The sequence below is a fragment of the Nocardiopsis sp. MT53 genome, from assembly GCF_019598965.1.
Taxonomy (GTDB): Bacteria; Actinomycetota; Actinomycetes; order Streptosporangiales; family Streptosporangiaceae; genus Nocardiopsis; species Nocardiopsis changdeensis.
On sequence record NZ_CP080599.1, the window covers coordinates 2,284,508 to 2,305,509 of the forward strand.

A 21,002-nucleotide genomic window follows, 5' to 3' on the forward strand; every position below is an offset into this window, starting at 1 on the left:
GTGGAGGCCAGGGGTTCGATGAATGTGACCCAGGACACGCCGACGAACGTTTGCTTCGCCCGCGGCCGAGGGGTAGTGTTCTCCGAGTCGCCTCCGACGGGTCCAAGACCCGAAGGGGCACGACCGAGCGAGCCGAACGCGAAAGCGGGCGGGCCGGTCGATCTTCTTCTCTCCGAAATTCAGCGGTCCGAAGCAGTGCTGCGGACATGTAAACTCGGAGAGTGCTCCCAAAGGAAACAGCGGGAGCGAGACCTTCATTTGATTCAGAAGGACCCGGAAAACGCCGATTTGGCGGGGAACGGGAACACTGATAAAGTGAAGACACAACAAAGCGGAAACGCAGACGCCTTCCACGGAAGAGCACAGAGGCCAACGGTCTCGGGCTTGTACGGGAAGGGCGGTTGCTTCTTGAGAACTCAACAGCGCGTGTTCGATTTTTACAGCCAAGTTTGTTTTGGCCCCGTCACACGAGAATCGGTGAGATTCGAGTGTGCGAGGTTCCTTTGATTGAGCCAGACATGGTTCGGTCAGGATTTCTTCTAGGTTTCCGGCCCCCTTGCGGGGTTCGGTGCAAGACCTTTATGGAGAGTTTGATCCTGGCTCAGGACGAACGCTGGCGGCGTGCTTAACACATGCAAGTCGAGCGGTAAGGCCCTTCGGGGTACACGAGCGGCGAACGGGTGAGTAACACGTGAGCAACCTGCCCCTGACTCCGGGATAAGCGGTGGAAACGCCGTCTAATACCGGATACGACCCTCCTCCGCATGGTGGGGGGTGGAAAGTTTTTCGGTCGGGGATGGGCTCGCGGCCTATCAGCTTGTTGGTGGGGTAACGGCCTACCAAGGCGATTACGGGTAGCCGGCCTGAGAGGGCGACCGGCCACACTGGGACTGAGACACGGCCCAGACTCCTGCGGGAGGCAGCAGTGGGGAATATTGCGCAATGGGCGAAAGCCTGACGCAGCGACGCCGCGTGGGGGATGACGGCCTTCGGGTTGTAAACCTCTTTTACCACTCACGCAGGCCCCACGTTTTCGTGGGGTTGACGGTAGGTGGGGAATAAGGACCGGCTAACTACGTGCCAGCAGCCGCGGTAATACGTAGGGTCCGAGCGTTGTCCGGAATTATTGGGCGTAAAGAGCTCGTAGGCGGCGTGTCGCGTCTGCTGTGAAAGACCGGGGCTTAACCCCGGTTCTGCAGTGGATACGGGCATGCTAGAGGTAGGTAGGGGAGACTGGAATTCCTGGTGTAGCGGTGAAATGCGCAGATATCAGGAGGAACACCGGTGGCGAAGGCGGGTCTCTGGGCCTTACCTGACGCTGAGGAGCGAAAGCATGGGGAGCGAACAGGATTAGATACCCTGGTAGTCCATGCCGTAAACGTTGGGCGCTAGGTGTGGGGACTTTCCACGGTTTCCGCGCCGTAGCTAACGCATTAAGCGCCCCGCCTGGGGAGTACGGCCGCAAGGCTAAAACTCAAAGGAATTGACGGGGGCCCGCACAAGCGGCGGAGCATGTTGCTTAATTCGACGCAACGCGAAGAACCTTACCAAGGTTTGACATCACCCGTGGACCTGTAGAGATACAGGGTCATTTGGTTGGCGGGTGACAGGTGGTGCATGGCTGTCGTCAGCTCGTGTCGTGAGATGTTGGGTTAAGTCCCGCAACGAGCGCAACCCTTGTTCCATGTTGCCAGCACGTAGTGGTGGGGACTCATGGGAGACTGCCGGGGTCAACTCGGAGGAAGGTGGGGACGACGTCAAGTCATCATGCCCCTTATGTCTTGGGCTGCAAACATGCTACAATGGCCGGTACAATGGGCGTGCGATACCGTGAGGTGGAGCGAATCCCTAAAAGCCGGTCTCAGTTCGGATTGGGGTCTGCAACTCGACCCCATGAAGGTGGAGTCGCTAGTAATCGCGGATCAGCAACGCCGCGGTGAATACGTTCCCGGGCCTTGTACACACCGCCCGTCACGTCATGAAAGTCGGCAACACCCGAAACTTGTGGCCTAACCCTTCGGGGAGGGAGTGAGTGAAGGTGGGGCTGGCGATTGGGACGAAGTCGTAACAAGGTAGCCGTACCGGAAGGTGCGGCTGGATCACCTCCTTTCTAAGGAGTCTTTCAAGGCCAACACTTTTCCGATGGTTGGCCGGACTCGAAAGTGGACCCGATGCTCCTGGCCCTGGTGGCCGGTGAGAGGTCGGGATGGCTGTAGAACTCATATCGAACTTCCTCCTGGGGGTCCTAGAAGCCTCGGGGGGCGCGCTGTTGGGTGTCTGAGGAAGCAACCCTCGCCTTGGTCCGGTTTCGGGCCGGCGGGTCGGTTGGTTCCCGCGGACCGCCTCTGAGAACTCTCAGAGTCCGCCCTTTTTCTCCTGGTCGGTGGCCTTTCGGGTCCTGGTCGGGGGGTGGGTAGGGCCGAGTGGTGTTGGGGTATGCGGTTGGTGTTTTGATTTGTGAATAGTGTGCGCGAGCATCTTGTTATCTGTAGTGGCCAAGTGATAGTGGCATACGGTGGATGCCTTGGCACCAGGCGCCGATGAAGGACGTGGGAGGCCGCGATAGGCCACGGGGAGCTGTCAACCGAGCTGTGATCCGTGGGTGTCCGAATGGGGGAACCCAGCCCGAGTTGTGTCGGGTTGCCGCCGCCTGAATGTATAGGGCGGTTGGTGGTGACGCGGGGAAGTGAAACATCTCAGTACCCGTAGGAAGAGTAAACAACAGTGATTCTCCTAGTAGTGGTGAGCGAACGGGGAAGAGGCTAAACCGTGCGCGTGTGATAGACGGCAGTCGTTGCGTGTGCGGGGTTGTGGGGCGTGTCTGTTCGGGTCTGCCGGCCCGGAGCGTTGATGGTTCTTCTAGCTGAATCCGTTGGGAAGCGGTACCGGAGTGGGTGAGAGTCCCGTAGGTGAAGGAAGAGTCTAGGCGTTGACGCTGTCCCCGAGTAGCGCGGAGCCCGAGGAATTCCGTGTGAATCTGGCAGGACCACCTGCTAAGCCAAAATACGTCCTGGTGACCGATAGTGCACTAGTACCGTGAGGGAAAGGTGAAAAGTGCCCCGGTGAGGGGTCGTGAAATAGTACCTGAAACCGTGTGCTGTCAAGCCGTCAGAGCATCCTTTCGGGGTTGTGATGGCGTGCCTTTTGAAGAATGAGCCTGCGAGTCATGGTGTGTGGCGAGGTTAACCCGGGTGGGGTAGCCGTAGGGAAACCGAGTCTGAATAGGGCGTTTGAGTCGCATGCTGTGGACCCGAAGCGGAGTGATCTACCCATGTCCAGGGTGAAGCGGGGGTAAGACCTCGTGGAGGCCCGAACCCACCAGGGTTGAAAACCTGGGGGATGAGGTGTGGGTAGGGGTGAAAGGCCAATCAAACTCCGTGATAGCTGGTTCTCCCCGAAATGCATTTAGGTGCAGCGTTGCGTGTTTCTTGCCGGAGGTAGAGCTACTGTTTGGCTGATGGGCCCGACAAGGTTACTGACGTCAGACAAACTCCGAATGCCGGTGAAGTGAAGCGTGGCAGTGAGACTGCGGGGGATAAGCTTCGTAGTCGAGAGGGAAACAGCCCAGATCATCAGCTAAGGCCCCTAAGCGTGTGCTAAGTGGGAAAGGTTGTGGAGTTGCTGAGACAACCAGGAGGTTGGCTTAGAAGCAGCCATCCTTTAAAGAGTGCGTAATAGCTCACTGGTCAAGTGGTTCTGCGCCGATAATGTAGCGGGGCTTAAGCACACCGCCGAAGCTGTGAAGCCTGAGACTTGTTCTCGGGTTGGTAGGGGAGCGTCGTGCGTTCGGTGAAGCCGCCGAGTGATCGTGTGGTGGAGGGCGTGCGAGTGAGAATGCAGGCATGAGTAGCGAAAGCAACGTGAGAAACGTTGCCGCCGATTGACTAAGGGTTCCTGGGGCAGGTTAATCCGCCCAGGGTGAGTCTGGACCTAAGGCGAGGCCGACAGGCGTAGTCGATGGATAACGGGTTGATATTCCCGTACCCGTGCACGAGCGCCCAGTATCGAATCAGGTGATGCTAACCACGCTGGCCGGCTTTCTGTCCTTCGGGACGGGTTGCTGTGCTGGTCTGGGATCCGAGCTTGTAGTAGGTAAGTGATGGGGTGACGCAGGAGGGTAGCTCTACCCGGCGGTGGTTGTCCGGGGGTAAGCGTGTAGGCCGGGGGGTTGGCAAATCCGCCCCCCATGAAGGTTGAGACGTGATGCGGAGCCGTTTTTGGCGAAGTGAGTGATCCCATGCTGTCGAGAAAAGCCTCTAGCGAGTTCGTGAGCGGCCAGTACCCTAAACCGACGCAGGTGGTCAGGTAGAGAATACCGAGGCGTTCGGGTGAACCATGGTTAAGGAACTCGGCAAATTGTCCCCGTAACTTTGGGAGAAGGGGAGCCCTGTCTGGTGAGAGCCCTTGCGGCTGGAGCTGGGTGGGGTCGCAGATAGCGGGGGGAAGCGACTGTTTATTAAAAACACAGGTCCGTGCGAAGTCGTAAGACGCTGTATACGGACTGACGCCTGCCCGGTGCTGGAACGTTAAGAGGACCGGTTAACGGGGTTCGCCCTGTGAAGCTGGGAATCCAAGCGCCAGTAAACGGCGGTGGTAACTATAACCATCCTAAGGTAGCGAAATTCCTTGTCGGGTAAGTTCCGACCTGCACGAATGGCGTAACGACTTCCCCACTGTCTCAACCATGGGCCCGGTGAAATTGCACTACGAGTAAAGATGCTCGTTTCGCGCAGCAGGACGGAAAGACCCCGGGACCTTCACTATAGCTTGACATTGGTGTTTGGGATGGTTTGTGTAGGATAGGTGGGAGCCGGTGAAACTGCCACGCTAGTGGTGGTGGAGGCGTTGGTGAAATACCACTCTGACTGTTTCGGGCATCTAACCTTGGGCCGTGATCCGGTTCGGGGACAGTGTCTGGTGGGTAGTTTAACTGGGGCGGTTGCCTCCCAAAGAGTAACGGAGGCGCCCAAAGGTTCCCTCAGCCTGGTTGGTAATCAGGTGTTGAGTGTAAGTGCACAAGGGAGCTTGACTGTGAGACGGACGTGTCGAGCAGGAGCGAAAGCTGGGACTAGTGATCCGGCACCGGCGTGTGGAAGCGGTGTCGCTCAACGGCTAAAAGGTACCCCGGGGATAACAGGCTGATCTTCCCCAAGAGTCCATATCGACGGGATGGTTTGGCACCTCGATGTCGGCTCGTCGCATCCTGGGGCTGGAGTTGGTCCCAAGGGTTGGGCTGTTCGCCCATTAAAGCGGCACGCGAGCTGGGTTTAGAACGTCGTGAGACAGTTCGGTCCCTATCCGCTGTGCGCGTTGGAGACTTGAGAAGGGCTGTCCCTAGTACGAGAGGACCGGGACGGACGAACCTCTGGTGTGCCAGTTGTCCTGCCAAGGGCATGGCTGGTTGGCTACGTTCGGGAGGGATAACCGCTGAAAGCATCTAAGCGGGAAGCTTGCTTCGAGATGAGGTCTCCTGCCTCCTTTGAGAGGGTAAGGCTCCCTAGAGACGATGGGGTTGATAGGCCGGGTGTGGAAGCCCTGTGAGGGGTGGAGCTGACCGGTACTAATAGGCCGAGGGCTTGTCCGCTGCAGATAATTGGGTGCTCGCGCATACATGTTCACATAACTGTGGAAGCTTCCGTTTCCCTGTCCTGGTTGGGGTGGGGTTGCGGTGTGGGTTTCCGTGGTGGTTATGGTGGGAGGGTCACACCCGGTTACTTTCCGAACCCGGTCGTTAAGTCTCCTTGCGCTGATGGTACTGCCCTGTGGTGGGGTGGGAGAGTAGGTTGCCGCCACGGTTTTCTTCGGGTTGAGAGCCCCTGCCTTCGGGTGGGGGCTTTCCCTGTTTTCGGGGTGCGGGTTTTGTGTGTGGGGGGTCGTCCTTGGGGCGGCCCCCTTTTTTTTTGTGTTCTGGGGGCCTTGGTCGCAGGGGGCGGCCGCGGTGGTCTTTCCGTTTGTTCCCTTTTCAATGCTGTGTGGGGTGGGGGTGGGTCTGTCCGGGGTCTCGGGGGTTGCCGGAGGGAGCATCGTCTCCTTCGGCTGCAAGAGGTCGGGGCGGGTGTTTCCTCTGTCCCGGACACCGAGGGGTTTCTGCCTGTCCTGGAGGCCTTGGCCACAGCCGGAAGGTGAACCGCCTTCTGCGCCACAGGGGGTTTCTCACCCGACCGGGATCTCCGCCATAGCCGTGTCAGGCCAGTGGGGTGCCCGGCCATAGGGGGTGTTCGCCGAGGTAGTTGTAGGTTTCCAAGAGGCCGGCCGCTTGGGGTGGGCGGTCCGCGCCGGGTGGGCCCGGCCCCGGCCGCAGTCGGTGTCCGGCAGACCACCAGGCGGGTGCGTTGGGCGCGCGTGGCGGGTGGTGGGGGTGTGACTGCCGGAGCCGGGTGCACCCGGAGCGCGCACACCCGCACCGCCTGGAAAGGTTGGGGGCGCCGGCGGCGGTGAAGGGGCTCCACGCTGTCGCCTACTCCCGCGCGTGACCGCGGTACCGGTCAGTGCTGGGGGTGAAAGCCGCACGTTTCCGCGACCCCGGCCCCAGACCGGGCACAGGACCGCGGCCCTGGCCGTAGGGGGTGTTGCCGCGCATACGTGCGACCCCGGCGCCAGGGGGGTTAGGGAGGAAGAACCGCGGCCCCCGCCGCAGGGGGTGTGGGAAGGAGCGACCGGCGGCCTCCGCCATGGGGGTGAGACCCGCTCCCGATCGCCGGCCCCGATCCACGGCATGGGAAGGCATTTAAGGCGTTTGCGGCGTTCACCGGGTGGGGTCAAGGCCGCGGTTCTATTGCCGACCTGGGGCTGAGGCCGCGGGTTTTTGCGGCGACCCCCCCTGGAGCCGGGGACGCGGTTCTTCCTCCCCAACCCCCACGGCTGAGGGCTGCGGTCCGGTGCCCGGGCTGGGGCCAAGATCGCAGGCACGCGCGGCAACACCCCTCGGGGCGGGGGTTCCGGCTCTTCCTCCCCAACCCCCCCTCTGGCTGAGGCTGCGGGTGCTCGCGGCCTTTACCCCCCGGGGGGCGGAGGTGCGCGGTCCTGTGCCGGGCTGTGGCCGGGGCCGCGAGAATGTACCGCTTTCACCCCCTGGGACTGGGGTCGCGGTCTCTCCTTCCCACACCCCCTGGGGTAGAGGTCGCGGACCTGTTCCCGGTCTGGGGCCAGGGTCGCGGGTACCTGCGGCGACACTCCCTGGGGCGGGGGTCGCGATTCCTCCTCCCCACACCCCCTGTGGCTCGGGGCTGCGGGCGCGTGCGGGTTTCACCCCCGCTCCCGTCCGTACCGCGGTCACGCGCGGGAGTAGGCGACAGCGTGGAGCCCCTTCACCGCCGCCGGCGCCCCCAACCTTTCCAGGCGGTGCGGGTGTGCGCGCTCCGGGTGCACCCGGCTCCGGCAGTCACACCCCCACCACCCGCCACGCGCGCCCAACGCACCCGCCTGGTGGTCTGCCGGACACCGACTGCGGCCGGGGCCGGGCCCACCCGGCGCGGACCGCCGTTCCCAAGCGGCCGGCCTTTTGGAAACCTACAACTACCTCGGCGAAGACCCCCTATGGCCGGGCACCCCACTGGCCTGACACGGCTATGGCGGAGATCCCGGTCGGGTGAGAAACCCCCTGTGGCGCAGAAGGCGGTTCGCCTTCCGGCGGTGGTGAAGGTCCCGGTCGGGTGGGAAACCCCCTAGAGCGCAGGAAACGGTCCACCCTCCGGCTGTGGCTGAGGCCCCGGTCGGGTGCGCCAACCCCCTGGGGTCGGGGCGGGAAGCCGCCTGCGACCCTCACCCCCTGCGGCGGGGGCCCAGCGATGCCCTCCGGCTGTGGCCAAGGGCCCCGGTTAGGTGGGAAACCCCCTGCGGCGCAGGAGGCGGTTCGCCTTCCGGCTGTGGCTGAGGCCCTGGTCAGGCGGGAAGCCCCCTGGGGCTGGAGCGGGAAGCTACCCGCGGCCCTCACCCCCTGCGGCGGAGGTGGCGGTTCGCCTTCCCCCTGGGGCTGAGGGCCCCAGCCAGGTGGGAAACCCCCTGGGCCCGGGGCCCGCAGGGTACGCGCGGCCCCACCCCCATGTATCCGGGACGGAGGGCACGCCGACCCCGGCCCCCTGGGGTCGAAGGAGATGATGTGCCTTCCGGTGGTGGCTCGGCCCCCAACAGACCCACCCGTCACCCACCACAACGTTGAAAGACAAGGCAAAACCCCCGAACGACAGGCGGAAGGCCATCTGCGGCCCTCACCCCCTGCGATGAAGGCCCGGCGACGCTCTCTGGTGGGGGCTGAGGGCTCCACGCGGGTGGAAACCCCCCCGCGGCGGAGGCCCAGCGACGCTTTCCGGCCGGGGCTGAGGTTTCCGGTCGGGTGGGAACGCCCCGCGGCGAAGACCCACGACGCCCACCGGCGGTGGCCGAGGACAGCAGGAAGCCGGATGACCCGTCCCCCGACAGCCCTACCCGTCACCCATCACAGCGTTCAAAGGGCCCGAGGGAACCCACGAGCGGAACCGCCCCACCCCCCGTCACCCCAGGGACGTGTGCCCGATGGACGCCGGTTCCGCATGTGCGTGCAGGTCGGCCGCCTCGATCTCCTCCCGGGTGATCCCCAGGATGAACGCGATCGTGTCCAGGTAGGGCACGTTCACCGACGTGTCCGCCTGCTGGCGGACCACCGGCTTGGCGTTGAACGCCACACCCAGCCCGGCCGTCTGGAGCATGTCCAGGTCGTTGGCCCCGTCGCCCACGGCGACGGTCTGCTCCAGCGGCACCCCGGCCTCGCGGGCGAACCGCTCCAGCGTGACGGCCTTGCCCTTGCGGTCCACGACCGGGCCCACCAGGCCCCCGGTCAGTTTGCCGTCGACGATCTCCAGCGTGTTGGCGGCGGAGTAGTCCAGGCCGAGCCGCTCCACGAGCACGTCCGTGATCTGGGTGAAGCCGCCGCTGACGATGCCGCACTCGTACCCCAGCCGCTTGAGCGTGCGGATGAGGGTGCGGGCGCCGGGGGTCAGCTGGATCTCCTCGCAGACCTCCGCGATGGCGCCGGCGTCCAGGCCCTTCAGCAGGGCGACCCGGCGGCGCAGGGACTCCTCGAAGTCCAGTTCGCCGCGCATCGCCTGCTCGGTGACGCGGGCGACCTCCTCCTCGCAGCCCGCGTGGGCGGCCAGCAGTTCGATGACCTCGCCCTGGATCAGGGTGGAGTCGACGTCCATGACGATGAGGTGTTTGGCGCGGCGGTGCAGGCCGCTGGGCTGGACGGCGACGTCCACGCCCTGGGTGGAGGCCTCCATGGCGAGTTCGGCGCGCAGCTGCGCCAGGCGGGCGGGGTCGCCCGCGGCACCGGAGATCTCCATCTCCACGGAGGTGACCGGGTAGCTGGACAGGCGCTCGATCCGGTCGATGTTGGCGCCGGCCCGGGCCACACAGGAGGTGATGGCGCCCAGGGCGCCGGGGCGCAGCGGGTCGGCGAGCACGGTGACGTGCAGCCGTGCGGCGGAGGAGGACTCGTTGACCCGGTTGTGCGCGTCCCCGGAGGCGTAGTCGGCCTCCATGTCGAGGTCGATCGCGGTCTTGTCGAGCGCGTTGCGGACCTCTTCGAAGACGCGGTGGCGGCTCACCCCGGGGGCGACGCGCTCGTCCACCTCCAGGACGGCGCCCAGGACGAGGCGCCCGGCCAGGACGACCTGCTCGAGGTCGACGATGGTCACGGGGAAGACGGAAAGGGTGCTCAGCAGGCGCGCGCTGATCCCCGGACGGTCGCGACCGGTCACCGTCACCGACAACGTGGTTTCATCATTCATGGCGCTATCCACGGTACTCGGCCGCCCGCCGGCGTCGTCGCGCAGGTCGCTTCTTTTCCCAGCTAGTTCACTATGTGGACACCCGGGCCGGGGTCTTCCCGGGCCCTGGTGTCACTTCTGCTTCTTCGACTTGCGCGGTTTCTTCGCCTTGACGGAGACTCCGCCCAGCATGCAGGTGCCGGTGAGCCGGATGACGGGGGCGTTCGGGTCGGTCACCTGGTCCGTTCCGTGCAGCTCGGTGCCGCCGAGGATTCCGGACGTGTTGTTGATCACCCTGACCCCGTGGGGGACGGTGATGTCGACCCCGCCGAGGATGACGGCGACCTGGATGGTGACCTCGCGGCGGCTCAGGACGGCCTCGCGCAGGTCGAGGTCGACGCCGCCGCACAGGACGGACACGTTGGTGCGGGGCTCGACCAGCCAGCGGCCCTTGCGCTCGCAGCCGCCGAACACGGCGACCATGTTCTCCGAGCCCTTGCTCTGCCCGGCCAGGTCGCGGGCCTCCTGGCCCAGGATCTCCATGCCGTCGGCCGCGTGCGCGCCGTCGACGGCGGTGGGGAACGGGCTGTGCCCGGCGGCGGGCAGGTCGGAGACGATGGGCGCGAGCTCGCCCATGGTCTTGGCCTTGTAGAGGGTGTCGAGTCGTTCCTCGTGCTCCACGGGGGTGAGGCGACCCTCCGCCAGCGCTTCGCGCAGGCGTTCGGCAACCTTGTCACGGTCCGCGTCGGAAGCTCGGATGTGCTCGGGCTGCATGGTGTCGGGTCTCCTCCTCGATCGTGGGCCGGGTGTCGGCCGCACTCCAAGTATGGGTTCGGGCCCGTCGCGGGCGGATCAGGTATCTTCCCTGGCCCTACCCTGAGACTCCCCCTCAGGCCCCCAGGACCAAGGATGCCCCTTCCGGGCCGTACCGGCCAGGGCCGGTACCGGGTCGTGACCGTCGGGCGGGGCGGTGCGCGGTGCGGGCGCCCCGCCCGGACGGCGCGTCAGGCCGCGATGAGCCGGTCCACCAGCAGCTCCAGCCTCTGCTCGGCGTACTGCGGCGGCAGCCGCCCCTCCCGGGTCAGGGTGGCCAGCCCGTGCAGGGCGGCCCAGAACACCTCGGTGAACAGCCCCGGGTGGACGCCGTCCCCGGCGACCTCGCCGAGTGTCTCCAGCAGGGCGGCGAAGGCGTCCTTCAGGGGCTCGGGGGTGTCCTCGCGCGCGAAGGCCAAGCCGCCGTCGAGCCGGAACATGGCGTCGTAGACCGCCGGGTTGCGCACGGCGAAGTCGAGGTAGGCGCGGGCGAGGGCGGTGACCCGTGGCCGGGTGCCGTCCGCGGCGGCGGTCGCGGCCCGCAGCGCCACGGCCATCTCGGCGGCGCCCTGGAGGGCGACGGCGCCGATGATCTCGCGTTTGCCGCGGAAGTGGCTGTAGAGGACGGGCTGGCTGTACTCGATGCGCTCGGCGAGCCGGCGGGTGGTGACGGCGTCCCAGCCCTGCTGCTCGGCGAGTTCGCGGGCCGTCGCGACGATGAGGCGTTCGCGCTCGGCCCGTTCGCGCTGCTTGCGTTCCTGTACCGACATGGCTTGATTCTAGCACCGCTAGACAATCGAGCGGCAGCAGTACTAGCATCGCATCGAAAGCTAGCGGCGCTAGAAAATTGGAGGCACAGCCGTGCTCGTCGCACTGGAGATCGTCACCACCGTGATCGTGGGCCTGATGGTGGGGGTGGAGCTCGCCGTCGCCCTGGTCCTCGGCCGGATCCTCGACGCCCTCCCCGAGGACAGCGGTCAGCTCGGCCGGAGCCACGGGGGCCGGATGCTCGGGGCCGTGATGCCGGTCTGGTACATCGGCTCGCTCGTGCTCGTCGGGGTCTGGGCCGTCGCCGGGTGGCACCAGGACGGTGTCGGCCTCGTCGTCACCGCCGCCGCGCTGCTGGTCGTCAGCGTGCTCATGTCGGTCCTGCTGCTCGTCCCGATCAACAACAGGGGCAAGACGTGGACCCCCGAGAACCGGCCCGCCGACTGGAAGCGGCAGATGAAGCGCTGGGACCGCTACCACTACGTCCGGGTGGCCATCATCACCGCGGCCTTCGCCCTGCTGGTCACCGCCCTCGCCTGAGCCCGCCGGCCCCGGACGGCCGGCGCGGCCGCGCCGGGGCGGGCCGCGTCCGCCGTCGGCGGATACGGCCCCACGGCTCTCCCCTCCACACACCCGTCGGCCGCGCGCCCGGCGCGTGCCGCGGGGGCCGGGCGCCCTACGGGGCGGGACCGCCGGTCACGGCACGGCACGTGCCCCGGGACGCGGGCTCAGAGGGGGATCGAGGAGTGCGCGGCCACCAGGGCCCGGCGCACGGCCGAGTCCAGCCGGCGCAGGGACCGCGCCCTCAGCTCCGCCTGGTGGGCGCTCATGCCGCGGCCGGAGCGGGCGTCGGCCAGCTCCACGACCGCCGCCAGGCGCGCAGCCTGCTCGGCGACACCGCGGGCGCGCTGCGGGTAGGCGGGCGGGAGCCCGCCGCCGCCCCCGTCGGCGGAGCCCAGCGCGTTCACCCGCCGACGGACATCGGGGGAGAAGCCGGTGAGGTCGTCGACGCCCTCCAGGTCGCGGGCGACCTCGATGAGGGTGAGCTTGAGCGCCTGCTCGGCCTCGGCCAGGCCGGGTACCTGGGGGATCGTGTCGTTGGCCCGATACGGGGCCCAGGAGACCCCCACGTAGGATGAACCCCGCCGGTCGGTCGTGGGGACCAGCCCCACCTGGCGGTCGGCGAGTCGGAGCAGTACCCCCTCCCGCGCCTCCAGCGCGGCCTGGTTGAACTCCCCGGGGCCGACCAGACCGAGCGGGTCCCCTTGTACGGGCAGTGCCAGCCGGAACGCCGACGGTCTCGTACCCGGCAGGCCACGAAGTCGTACCAGTGCGGCCCGCAGCGGTACGCCCTCCTCGAAGGGCAGGTCCCCCGGCGGTACGGTCCCGATGAGCTGGGGCCCGCTGTGGCGTTCGACGGCGTCCACGGCCTCGTCCAGGCCGACGTGCCCGGACAGCCAGGCGTTGCCCCAGGCGACGAGTGTTGCGGACGTGGAGTTCATGGCTCCAGGGTAGGTCGGTGCTGCGCCGGCCGGGTCGGCACTGCACCGGCGCGGGACGCGAGTGACGTGAGGGAGAACGATGGACGGTCGGGTTCTGGGGCTGAGCGGTGTCACCGTGCGGCGGGGTGACGCGCTCCTGCTGGACGGCGTGGACTGGTCGGTGCTGGAGGGTGAGCGTTGGGTGGTCCTGGGCCCCAACGGCGCGGGCAAGACCACCCTGCTGAGCGTGGCCTTCAGCCAGCTGTACCCCACCTCGGGCGAGGTGGAGATCCTGGGCGAGCACCTGGGGCGGGTGGACGTGTTCGAGCTGCGGCCGCTCATCGGGTACGCGGGGGCGGCGATCGCCAACCGCGTCGAGCAGGGCACACCGGTCCTCGACCTGGTGCTGAGCGCGGCCTACGGGTACCTGGGCCGGTTCCGGGAGGAGTACGGCGTCCCGGACCTGGGCCGGGCGCGGGCGCTGCTGGGCCACTGGGGCGTCGGCGACCTGGCCGACCGCGAGTTCCACACGCTGTCGGAGGGCGAGCGCAAACGCGTGCTGATCGCCCGGGCGCTGATGTCGGACCCCGAGCTGCTGCTGCTGGACGAGCCCGCGGCGGGCCTGGACCTGGGCGGCCGCGAGGACCTGCTGCGCCGCCTGGGCGCGCTGGCCCGCAACGAGGCGGCCCCGGCCCTGGTTGTGGTGTCGCACCACGTCGAGGAGATCCCGGCCGGGTTCACGCACGGGCTGCTGCTGCGCGGGGGCGGTGTGGTCGCGGCGGGTCCGCTGGACGAGGTGATGACGGCCGACAACCTGTCGGAGACGTTCGGCCTGCCCCTGAAGGTGGAGCGCGACGGCGACCGCTGGAACGCCCGGGCGGTCTGACCCCGGACCCGCTCCCGACCCCCGAGAACCCTTCCCCGCTCTCCTCCCGTGCACGGCCGGCGGTCCTCCGCCGGCCGTTCCCCTTTCCCGGATCCCCGGCGACCTCCCTGTCTTCGGCGCGGGGACCGGGGCCGGAACCGGCGGCGGGCCGTTGTCGATACCGGGACCCAGAGTGGACGCTGTCCCAAAACCCGGATAAGGGGTACGGAAACGGCGCCATCATATTGACCTTAAATACTGTTCCTGTCCGGATATAGCTCCTTGATGTGACTTCGGGTACCGTCTTCGGCGGTGAGCGGAACACTCCAATTCGGCGCGCTTTATGATCATCGGGTGGGCGGGGCCGGGCGATGCGCGGTCCGTGCCCGCGTTGCCTGCACCCCCGTCAGGAGAACCGGAGCTGCCCAGATGTCGATGTCGAATACCGCCGCGGCGCATACCGCCCCGGAGCACGACAAAGGGGTGATCGCATGACCATGGTCATCATCGTCGCCCTTTTCGTCGCCGTTCTCCTTCTCATCTTCTGGCGGAGCGTGCGCATCATCCCCCACTCCATGCAGGACGTGGTGGAGCGCTTCGGCAAGTACCACCGCACCCTGGACTCGGGGTTCAACGTCGTCATTCCGGGCGTCGACCAGGTCCGCGAGCGCATCGACCGCCGAGTCCAGGTGGTGAGCTTCCCGCCACAGTCCGCCATCACCGAGGACAACCTGGCCGTGGAGGTCGACTCCGCGGTCTACATCCGGGTCGTGGACGCCTACCGCGCCACCTACGAGGTCGCCAACTTCATCCAGGCGGTCGAGCAGCTCACCCTCGCCACGCTGCGCAACGTCATCGGCGGCATGAACCTGGAGGGGACCCTCACCTCCCGCGACCAGATCAACCGCGAACTGAAGGCGGTGCTGGACGAGGCCACCAGCGACTGGGGCATCGAGATCAGCCGCATCGAGCTGAAGGGCATCGAGCCCCCGGGCTCGGTGCAGGAGGCCATGGAGATGCAGATGCGCGCCGACCGCGAGAAGCGCGCGCAGCTGCTCAGCGCGGAGGGCGAGAAGCAGTCCGCGGTGCTGCGGGCCGAGGGCGAGCGGTCGGCTGCGGTGCTGCGGGCCAAGGGGCAGGCGGAGGCGCAGATGCTCACCGCCAAGGCCGACGCCGAGGCCCAGACCCTGCGGGCGCGCGGTGAGGCCGACGCCATCCACATGGTGTTCAAGGCCCTGCACACCAGCAAGGTCGACCCCGACGTGCTGGCCTACCAGTACCTCCAGAAGCTCCCGGAGATCGCCAAGGGCGACGCCAACAAGGTGTGGATCGTGCCGTCCGAGATGGGCCAGGCCATCCAGGGGGTGGGCGCCGCGTTCCAGCGCCTGCGCGACGAGGTCGTGCGGGTGCCCTGACGCCCCCGCCGCGACCCGCCTGCGGCCCCGGTGCGCTCGGGCGCCCCGGGGCCGCACGGCTTCACGGAAGTCCTGCTCCACGGGCCGCAGGGCCCGTCCCGGCGGCCAGTGGATGACCCGATGACCGGCTCACCGGGGCCGCTCTCGTAGGCTGTGGGAGCCCTCGACGGTCGGGGAGCGGAGAAGCCACGAAAGCCGGACTATGGAACTCTGGGAGGCTGCGGCCGTCCTCCTGGCGGGGATCGCCGCCGGGGGGATCAACTCCATCGCGGGGTCGGGGACCCTGTTCACCTTCCCCGTGCTCCTGGCCCTGGGGTACCCGCCGATCACCGCCACCATCTCCAACAGCATCGGCCTGGCGCCCGGCAGCATCAGCAGCGCCATCGCCTACCGCAGGGAGCTGTCCGGGCAGCGCTCCCGGGTCATCCGGCTGGGCGGCATGTCCCTGATGGGGGCGATCACCGGCGCGCTGCTGCTCATCTACCTGCCCGCCGGGGTCTTCGAGAAGGTCGTCCCGTTCATGATCGGCGCGGCCTGTGTGCTGATCATCCTCCAGCCGCGCATCACCCGCTGGGCCCGGGCCCGCAAGCCCGCGCGCAGGGACGGCGGTCCGCTGCTCCCGCTGGGCGCCTACCTGACGGGCAGCTACGGCGGCTACTTCGCCGCGGCCCAGGGCATCATCCTCATGAGCATCCTGGGTGCCGCCCTGGACGACGACCTCCAGCGGCTCAACGGCCTGAAGAACCTGCTCGCGGGGATCGTCAACGGCGTCGCCGCCGTGTTCTACATCGTGCTGGCCTCGCCGTCGTGGCCGGTGGTCGGCCTCATCGCGGTGGGCTCGATCCTCGGCGGCTACCTGGGCGGTCGGTTCGGCCGCCGGCTGAGCGCCGCGGCCCTGCGCGTCGTCCTGGTGGTCGTGGGCCTGTCCGCGGCGATCCAGCTGCTCCTGGGCCGGGTCTGACCCGTCCCGCCGCGCGGGGGCCCGCCTCCGGTTCCGGGGCACGCCCGGCGCCCGCGCCCGGGCGGGGGGTCAGGTGCGGAAGTACCCGCGCCGGTCGGCGTCGTCGATGAGCGCCGTCGCGTACGCCCCCAGCGCCTCGGACCCCTCGGCGATCAGCTTGACCTTCTCCATGACCTGGGCCCGGGTGATCCCGAACCGCACCCAGGTGCCGCCCTCGTTGTGCCAGTTCGCGAGCATCGGCGACAGCCGGTCCACGGCCCGGGCGAACCGCGCCTCGGGGGTGACCCTGGCCTCGAACTCCTCCCAGAGGGCGCGGGCGGCCTCGGCCTGGTCCTCGGGGAGCAGCGGGAAGATGCGGTCGGCGGCTGCGCGCTCGCGCTCGGCCTGGGTCTGCGAGTTGACCTGGTCGAACAGGAAGGTGTCGCCCGCGTCGATCTCCACGATGTCGTGCAGCACCAGCATCTCGACGACCCTGTCGATGTCGGTGCCCTCGGGGGCGTACTCGGCGAAGGTGCGCGCGGTCAGCGCCAGATGCCAGGAGTGCTCGGCCGAGTTCTCCCTGCGGGACCCGTCCACCAGCAGGTTCTGCCGCAGGATGCGCTTGAGTTTGTCCACCTCCAGAAGGAAGCGGAGCTGCGCGTTCAACCGCTCGTTGTCGACCCCGCTGGCAAAGACCGGTGCCGGTTCCGTCACGTGGTTCGCCCTCCTGAAGGATGAGTCGAAACGGTCAGGTGGACCGCCCTCGAGCGGTCGCCCCTGGATGATCCCATGGAACGCGGACCGGCTGTCGCGGCGGCGTCCGTTAAGGGGACGGCCGGAGATGCGGCGGAGTGCACACGGTGAACGCGGTCTCACGGGGAGGTTGCGGTCGCGCGCGGACCGCCACCGGGGTACCGGACCCCTCACGCACCGCCCCGGACCTGCGCGGAAGCCGTGACGTGCCGGTGGAACCACTCTGTCAGGGCGCGGTCGGCGAGTACGCCGCCGGGGGTGAGCGGGCCCGGTTCCAGCCCGGGTTCGGGGCCGATGGCGTGCGCCAGGTCGGGGATCACGATGTGACGGAGCACATGGTCGGTGCCCTCGGGCGACACGGGTGCGGCGGCCTCCTGTTTCAGGCGGCGGCCGCGCCGCCGGAGCCAGCCCGAACCGCGCTCCTCGGGCTCCGCGGTGCCCGAGAACTCGGCGCGCAGCGCCTCGTGCAGGCCCAGGCCGTGCTCGGGGGGCAGCACGTCGTCCCGGCCGCCGCTGACGACCAGCACCGGGACGCGGCGCCTGGCGACCTCGGGGGCCCGGGAGGTGAAGTCGAACCGCTCGCGGACCGCCAGCGCGTCCTCGGTCCAGCCGTAGGGGGCGCCGCGGTTGCGCTCCCGGGCGGCCAGGACGGGCGCCGGGTCGGTGACCGGGTTGACCAGGGCCGCGGCGCCGACCGGCAGGTCGCCCTCGGCCAGGGACAGCAGGACCGCGGAGGCGCCCGCGCCCACCCCGAGTAGGCCGACCGGGTCGTCGGTGATCGGGAACAGGGAGCGCAGCTCGGCGACCAGCCGCGGCAGCTCGGCCGCGGCCCCCTCGACGACGGGGCCGAACAGCTCCATCAGGTAGTCGCTCTCCCCGCGGCGGCCGATCTCGGGCACCCCGCCCTCGGGCAGCCGGGCGCCGAACAGCGGCAGCCCGGGGTAGACGCGCCAGGCGGGCAGGGAGGCCAGGGGCGCCGTCCCCGCCAGCGCGGCCTCGCTGCGCGGCGGCTCGAACGCGTGCAGGCCCAGGACGAGCGGTGCCGGGTGCGCCCCCGTCGCCGGGGGCAGGGCCAGGAAGGGGATGCCCGCGGCGGTCCCGGCGACCGGGGCGGACCTGCCGTCCAACATGGTGCCGTCTACCACCGCGCCTCGCCTTCGTTGCGCCGGGAGAAGTCGGTGAGGTAGCTGCTCACCAGCCTCTTCGCCTCGTTGATGAGGTCGGGGTCGCCCTCGGGGTCGTTCCGGAACGCCAGCTTGAGCACGGCGTCGGCCGCCTCGACGGCCACGTTGACGGCCCGGTCGAGCTCGTCGCTGTCGGGGATGCCGGAGGCGGACACCACGATCTTGCGCAGCCGGATCGAGATGACCCGGTTGTTGTCGGTGCCGCCGTTGAGCAGCCGGGTGTCGACGATGTCGCCGAAGTGCAGGCTGCGGAAGCCCGGCACGTTGCGGTGCATGTCGATGTACTCGTCGACGATGGCGTCGACGGCGGTGGTCCAGTGGGAGAACGACGTCCCGGCGAGGCGTTCGGTGATCCGGGCGCCGAACTGGTCGAGGAAGCGCAGTCCCAGGGCCTGGGTGATCGCCTTCTTGTCGGGGAAGAACTGGTAGACCGAACCGATCGCGACCCCGGCGCGCTCCGCGATCCGGGTGGTGGACAGGTTGTCGTAGCCGACCTCGTCCAGGATCTCGGCGCAGCAGTCGAGCATCCGCTGGACGCGGAGCATGCTGCGCTGCTGGGCCGGCAGCCTCCGGAGGGGGGCCTGCGCGAAGGCGAGCTCCTCAGTGGAGACACGTGCGTGACCCGACCCGTTCTTGCCTGCGGGGGTCCTCCGCGACCGCGGGGGCGTTGAGCTTCGGGAATTAGTCGTCACAGCACCTATGATGCCGTTCCGGAATCACCTGGTTCCGGGGAAATTCCAGTTTCGTTCTGCGGACTCTTCCTTCCGCGCCACCGTCAGGGCAGGGTAGTGGCGTGCCCGAGGCCTCACAGCCATCGCTCTTGGAGGTTGAGTCATGAACACCCCGCCGACGACCGAGGACTCGCGGGACACCACACCCGAGCAACTCGACGCCGTCATGGAGCGCGCCGCGGCCGCCGCCCCGCTGCTGGCCTCGCTCGCCCCGGCCGAGCGGGCCCAGCTGCTGCGGGCCGTCGCCGACGCCCTGGACGCCGCCGCCGACGACCTGGTCCCCCTGGCGCAGGCCGAGGCGCACTACCCCGAGGCCCGCTGCCGCGGCGAACTGGGCCGCACCACCTTCCAGCTGAGGCTGTTCGCCGACGTGCTGGAGGACGGCACCTACCTGGAGGCCATGGTCGACCCCGCCGACCCCGACTGGGGCACCCCGCGCCCGGACGTGCGGCGGATCCTGGTGCCGCTGGGGCCGGTCGTGGTCTTCGGGGCCGGCAACTTTCCGTTCGCGTTCTCCACCGCGGGCGGGGACAGCGCCTCGGCGCTGGCCGCCGGCTGCCCGGTGGTCGTCAAGGCCCACCCCGGCCACCCGCGCCTGGCCCGGCGCACCACCGAGGTCGTCGTGGCGGCGCTGGCAGCCGCGGGCGCCCCGGAGGGGGCGTTCGCCCTCGTGGAGGGGGTCGAGGCCGGGCGGCAGGCGGTCCTGCACCCGCTGACCCGGGCCGTCGGGTTCACCGGCTCCATCCCGGGCGGGCGGGCGCTGTTCGACCTGGCGGTGTCGCGCCCGGACCCGATCCCGTTCTACGGGGAGCTGGGCAGCGTGAACCCGGTGTTCGTCACCCGGGCCGCCGCCTCCGCCCGCGGCGAGGAGGTCCTCGCCGGGTACGCGGAGTCCGCGAACCTGGGCTCGGGCCAGTTCTGCACCAAGCCGGGCGTGGTGTTCGTGCCGGAGGACACCGAGCTCGACGCGCTCGTCGCCGACTTCGCGGGGCGGGCCGCGGCGCCGCTGCTCAACGACCGGGTCGCCGACGGGTTCGCCCGCGGGTTGGACGCCCTGGCCGGGCACCCGGCCACCGAGGTCCTGGTCCAGGGGGCGGCGGACGGGGACGGCGGCTGGTCGCCGTCGCTGCTGCGCACCGACCTGGACGCGCTGCTGGAGCACTCCGAGACACTGCTGGAGGAGTGCTTCGGCCCGGCGACGCTGGTGGTGACCTACGCCGACGAGCGGAGGCTGCTGGAGGCCGCGGGCGTCCTCCAGGGCCAGCTCACCGTCACCGTGCACGGCGAGGAGGACGACGCGATCGCCCCCGCGTTGCTGGCGCTGGGCGCGTCCGTGGCGGGCCGGGTCGTCTGGAACGGCTGGCCCACGGGGGTGGCGGTCACCCACGCCATGACCCACGGCGGGCCGTACCCGGCGACGACCGCGCCGCTGCACACCTCGGTGGGCGGCACCGCCATCCGCCGCTTCCTGCGCCCGGTCACCTACCAGTCGGTGCCGGACGGCCTCCTCCCGGAGGCCCTGCGCGACGCCAACCCGCTGGGCGTCCCGCGCCGCCTCAACGGCGCGCCCCCGGCGGTGTGACCCGCCGGGCCGGGGCGGGCCCCGCCCGCCCCGGCCCCCGCTCGGGGAATCCGGGGAAGTACGGGTCCCCGGTGGCGCCCCACGCCTCGTACTTCTCCCGGAAGGCCTCGGCGTGCTCCCGCCGACTCTGCGATTCCGATCGGTGGATGAGCGCTCCCGCGACGTACCCGGCGCAGCCGAGGACGGGCAGGATGAGGTTCGCCGGGTGCAGCGCGGCCTCATCCCAGACCTGGGAGGTGATGATGAGCGCCGCGCAGCACAGGGCACCGGCCCATTGCAGGAAGATCGCTCCGCCCGGGCGCCGGACCCCGAACTCCCGCAGCCGCTGTCCGGCGAGGACGTACCCGTGCCGGTTCACCCACGGGTGCCATCCGAGAGAGCCCCGGTCCACCAGGCCCTCGGCCATGGCCACGTGGTACGGGTCCGCCAAGGGCGGCAGCGCGCCCTCGGCGGTCAGCGCCATGTCGTACCGCAGGGTGAGCCGGTACACGGCCGGGCAGAGCAGCGCGCACCCCGCGAGGGAGAGGACCGCGTACGGCAGGAGAGCGGCCATCGCGTCGCCGACACCGAGATAGAAGCCTCCGGCGGCCAGGAGCAACGCGAAGAAGACACCGGCCGCCAGTGCGGACACGAGGGCGTTTCCGCGCGGGTCGTTCTGATGGCGGATCTTCGCCGCGGCGGCTCGCACCACCCACGAGCGCGGTGCGGGCGGGAGTGCCGGGGGCCG

The 21,002-nt window shown here is 68.7% G+C and carries 13 protein-coding genes and 3 rRNA genes; 8 read left to right on the forward strand and 8 right to left on the reverse strand.

Annotation, left to right across the window (positions count from 1 at the left end; translation table 11 throughout):
* Nucleotides 1-578: 578 nt before the first annotated feature.
* The 3 genes from K1J57_RS09970 (at nt 579) to rrf (ending at nt 5,795) form a co-directional block, all read left to right on the forward strand.
* Nucleotides 579-2,110 (forward strand): 16S ribosomal RNA (locus K1J57_RS09970).
* Between the two features lie 383 nt (nt 2,111-2,493).
* Nucleotides 2,494-5,584, forward strand: a 23S ribosomal RNA gene (locus tag K1J57_RS09975).
* A gap of 95 nt (nt 5,585-5,679) precedes the next feature.
* Nucleotides 5,680-5,795, forward strand: a 5S ribosomal RNA gene (gene rrf, locus K1J57_RS09980).
* Together the 16S, 23S and 5S rRNA genes form the textbook arrangement of a ribosomal RNA operon.
* A gap of 2,694 nt (nt 5,796-8,489) precedes the next feature.
* On the opposite strand, the gene serB is transcribed toward rrf, so the two are convergent.
* The 3 genes from serB to K1J57_RS09995 all read right to left on the reverse strand — a co-directional run bounded on the left by serB (nt 8,490) and on the right by K1J57_RS09995 (nt 11,326).
* The gene (gene serB, locus K1J57_RS09985) at nt 8,490-9,764 is read right to left on the reverse strand and encodes a phosphoserine phosphatase SerB (RefSeq protein WP_220564147.1); all 1,275 of its coding nucleotides are present in this window, start codon (nt 9,762-9,764) and stop codon (nt 8,490-8,492) included.
* A 111-nt stretch (nt 9,765-9,875) separates the two neighbouring features.
* On the reverse strand, nt 9,876-10,517 hold the full coding sequence (locus tag K1J57_RS09990; protein WP_220564148.1) for a DUF1707 domain-containing protein: 642 nt from the start codon (nt 10,515-10,517) through the stop codon (nt 9,876-9,878).
* A gap of 230 nt (nt 10,518-10,747) precedes the next feature.
* Entirely contained in the window at nt 10,748-11,326 is a 579-nt protein-coding gene (locus K1J57_RS09995; protein WP_220564149.1) for a TetR/AcrR family transcriptional regulator, read from the reverse strand.
* A 91-nt stretch (nt 11,327-11,417) separates the two neighbouring features.
* Here K1J57_RS09995 and K1J57_RS10000 point away from each other — a divergent pair, with 91 nt between their 5' ends.
* Nucleotides 11,418-11,864, forward strand: a complete 447-nt coding sequence (locus tag K1J57_RS10000; protein ID WP_220564150.1) for a DUF1772 domain-containing protein — start codon at nt 11,418-11,420, stop codon at nt 11,862-11,864.
* A 188-nt stretch (nt 11,865-12,052) separates the two neighbouring features.
* Here K1J57_RS10000 and K1J57_RS10005 read toward each other — a convergent pair whose 3' ends face one another.
* Nucleotides 12,053-12,826 (reverse strand): hypothetical protein, encoded by a 774-nt coding sequence (locus K1J57_RS10005; protein ID WP_220564151.1) that lies wholly within the window; start codon nt 12,824-12,826, stop codon nt 12,053-12,055.
* Nucleotides 12,827-12,905: 79 nt separating this feature from the next.
* On the opposite strand from K1J57_RS10005, the gene K1J57_RS10010 reads away from it, so the two are divergent.
* From K1J57_RS10010 to K1J57_RS10020, 3 genes are all read left to right on the forward strand, one after another.
* Nucleotides 12,906-13,691 carry an ABC transporter ATP-binding protein gene (locus tag K1J57_RS10010; protein WP_220564152.1) on the forward strand — a complete coding sequence of 262 codons (786 nt, stop codon included), beginning with the start codon at nt 12,906-12,908 and terminating at the stop codon, nt 13,689-13,691.
* 470 nt (nt 13,692-14,161) lie between these two features.
* On the forward strand, nt 14,162-15,085 hold the full coding sequence (locus tag K1J57_RS10015) for an SPFH domain-containing protein (protein ID WP_220564153.1): 924 nt from the start codon (nt 14,162-14,164) through the stop codon (nt 15,083-15,085).
* A gap of 202 nt (nt 15,086-15,287) precedes the next feature.
* A complete protein-coding gene (locus tag K1J57_RS10020; RefSeq protein WP_220564154.1) occupies nt 15,288-16,046 on the forward strand; it encodes a sulfite exporter TauE/SafE family protein in 759 nt (252 codons plus the stop codon).
* A 69-nt stretch (nt 16,047-16,115) separates the two neighbouring features.
* Here the strand turns inward: K1J57_RS10020 and K1J57_RS10025 are convergent, their stop codons facing one another.
* The 3 genes from K1J57_RS10025 to K1J57_RS10035 form a co-directional block, all read right to left on the reverse strand.
* Nucleotides 16,116-16,739: an HD family hydrolase gene (locus K1J57_RS10025; RefSeq protein WP_220564155.1), complete on the reverse strand. Its 624-nt coding sequence runs from the start codon at nt 16,737-16,739 to the stop codon at nt 16,116-16,118.
* Nucleotides 16,740-16,948: 209 nt separating this feature from the next.
* Complete coding sequence (locus K1J57_RS10030; RefSeq protein ID WP_220565442.1) at nt 16,949-17,908, reverse strand: S9 family peptidase; 960 nt, start codon at nt 17,906-17,908, stop codon at nt 16,949-16,951.
* An 8-nt stretch (nt 17,909-17,916) separates the two neighbouring features.
* Nucleotides 17,917-18,507 (reverse strand): TetR/AcrR family transcriptional regulator, encoded by a 591-nt coding sequence (locus K1J57_RS10035; RefSeq protein ID WP_220564156.1) that lies wholly within the window; start codon nt 18,505-18,507, stop codon nt 17,917-17,919.
* A gap of 289 nt (nt 18,508-18,796) precedes the next feature.
* On the opposite strand from K1J57_RS10035, the gene K1J57_RS10040 reads away from it, so the two are divergent.
* The gene (locus tag K1J57_RS10040; protein WP_220564157.1) at nt 18,797-20,275 is read left to right on the forward strand and encodes an aldehyde dehydrogenase (NADP(+)); all 1,479 of its coding nucleotides are present in this window, start codon (nt 18,797-18,799) and stop codon (nt 20,273-20,275) included.
* On the opposite strand, the gene K1J57_RS10045 is transcribed toward K1J57_RS10040, so the two are convergent.
* Nucleotides 20,250-20,906, reverse strand: a complete 657-nt coding sequence (locus K1J57_RS10045; RefSeq protein WP_220564158.1) for a hypothetical protein — start codon at nt 20,904-20,906, stop codon at nt 20,250-20,252. The genes K1J57_RS10040 and K1J57_RS10045 overlap by 26 nt on opposite strands.
* Nucleotides 20,907-21,002: the final 96 nt, after the last annotated feature.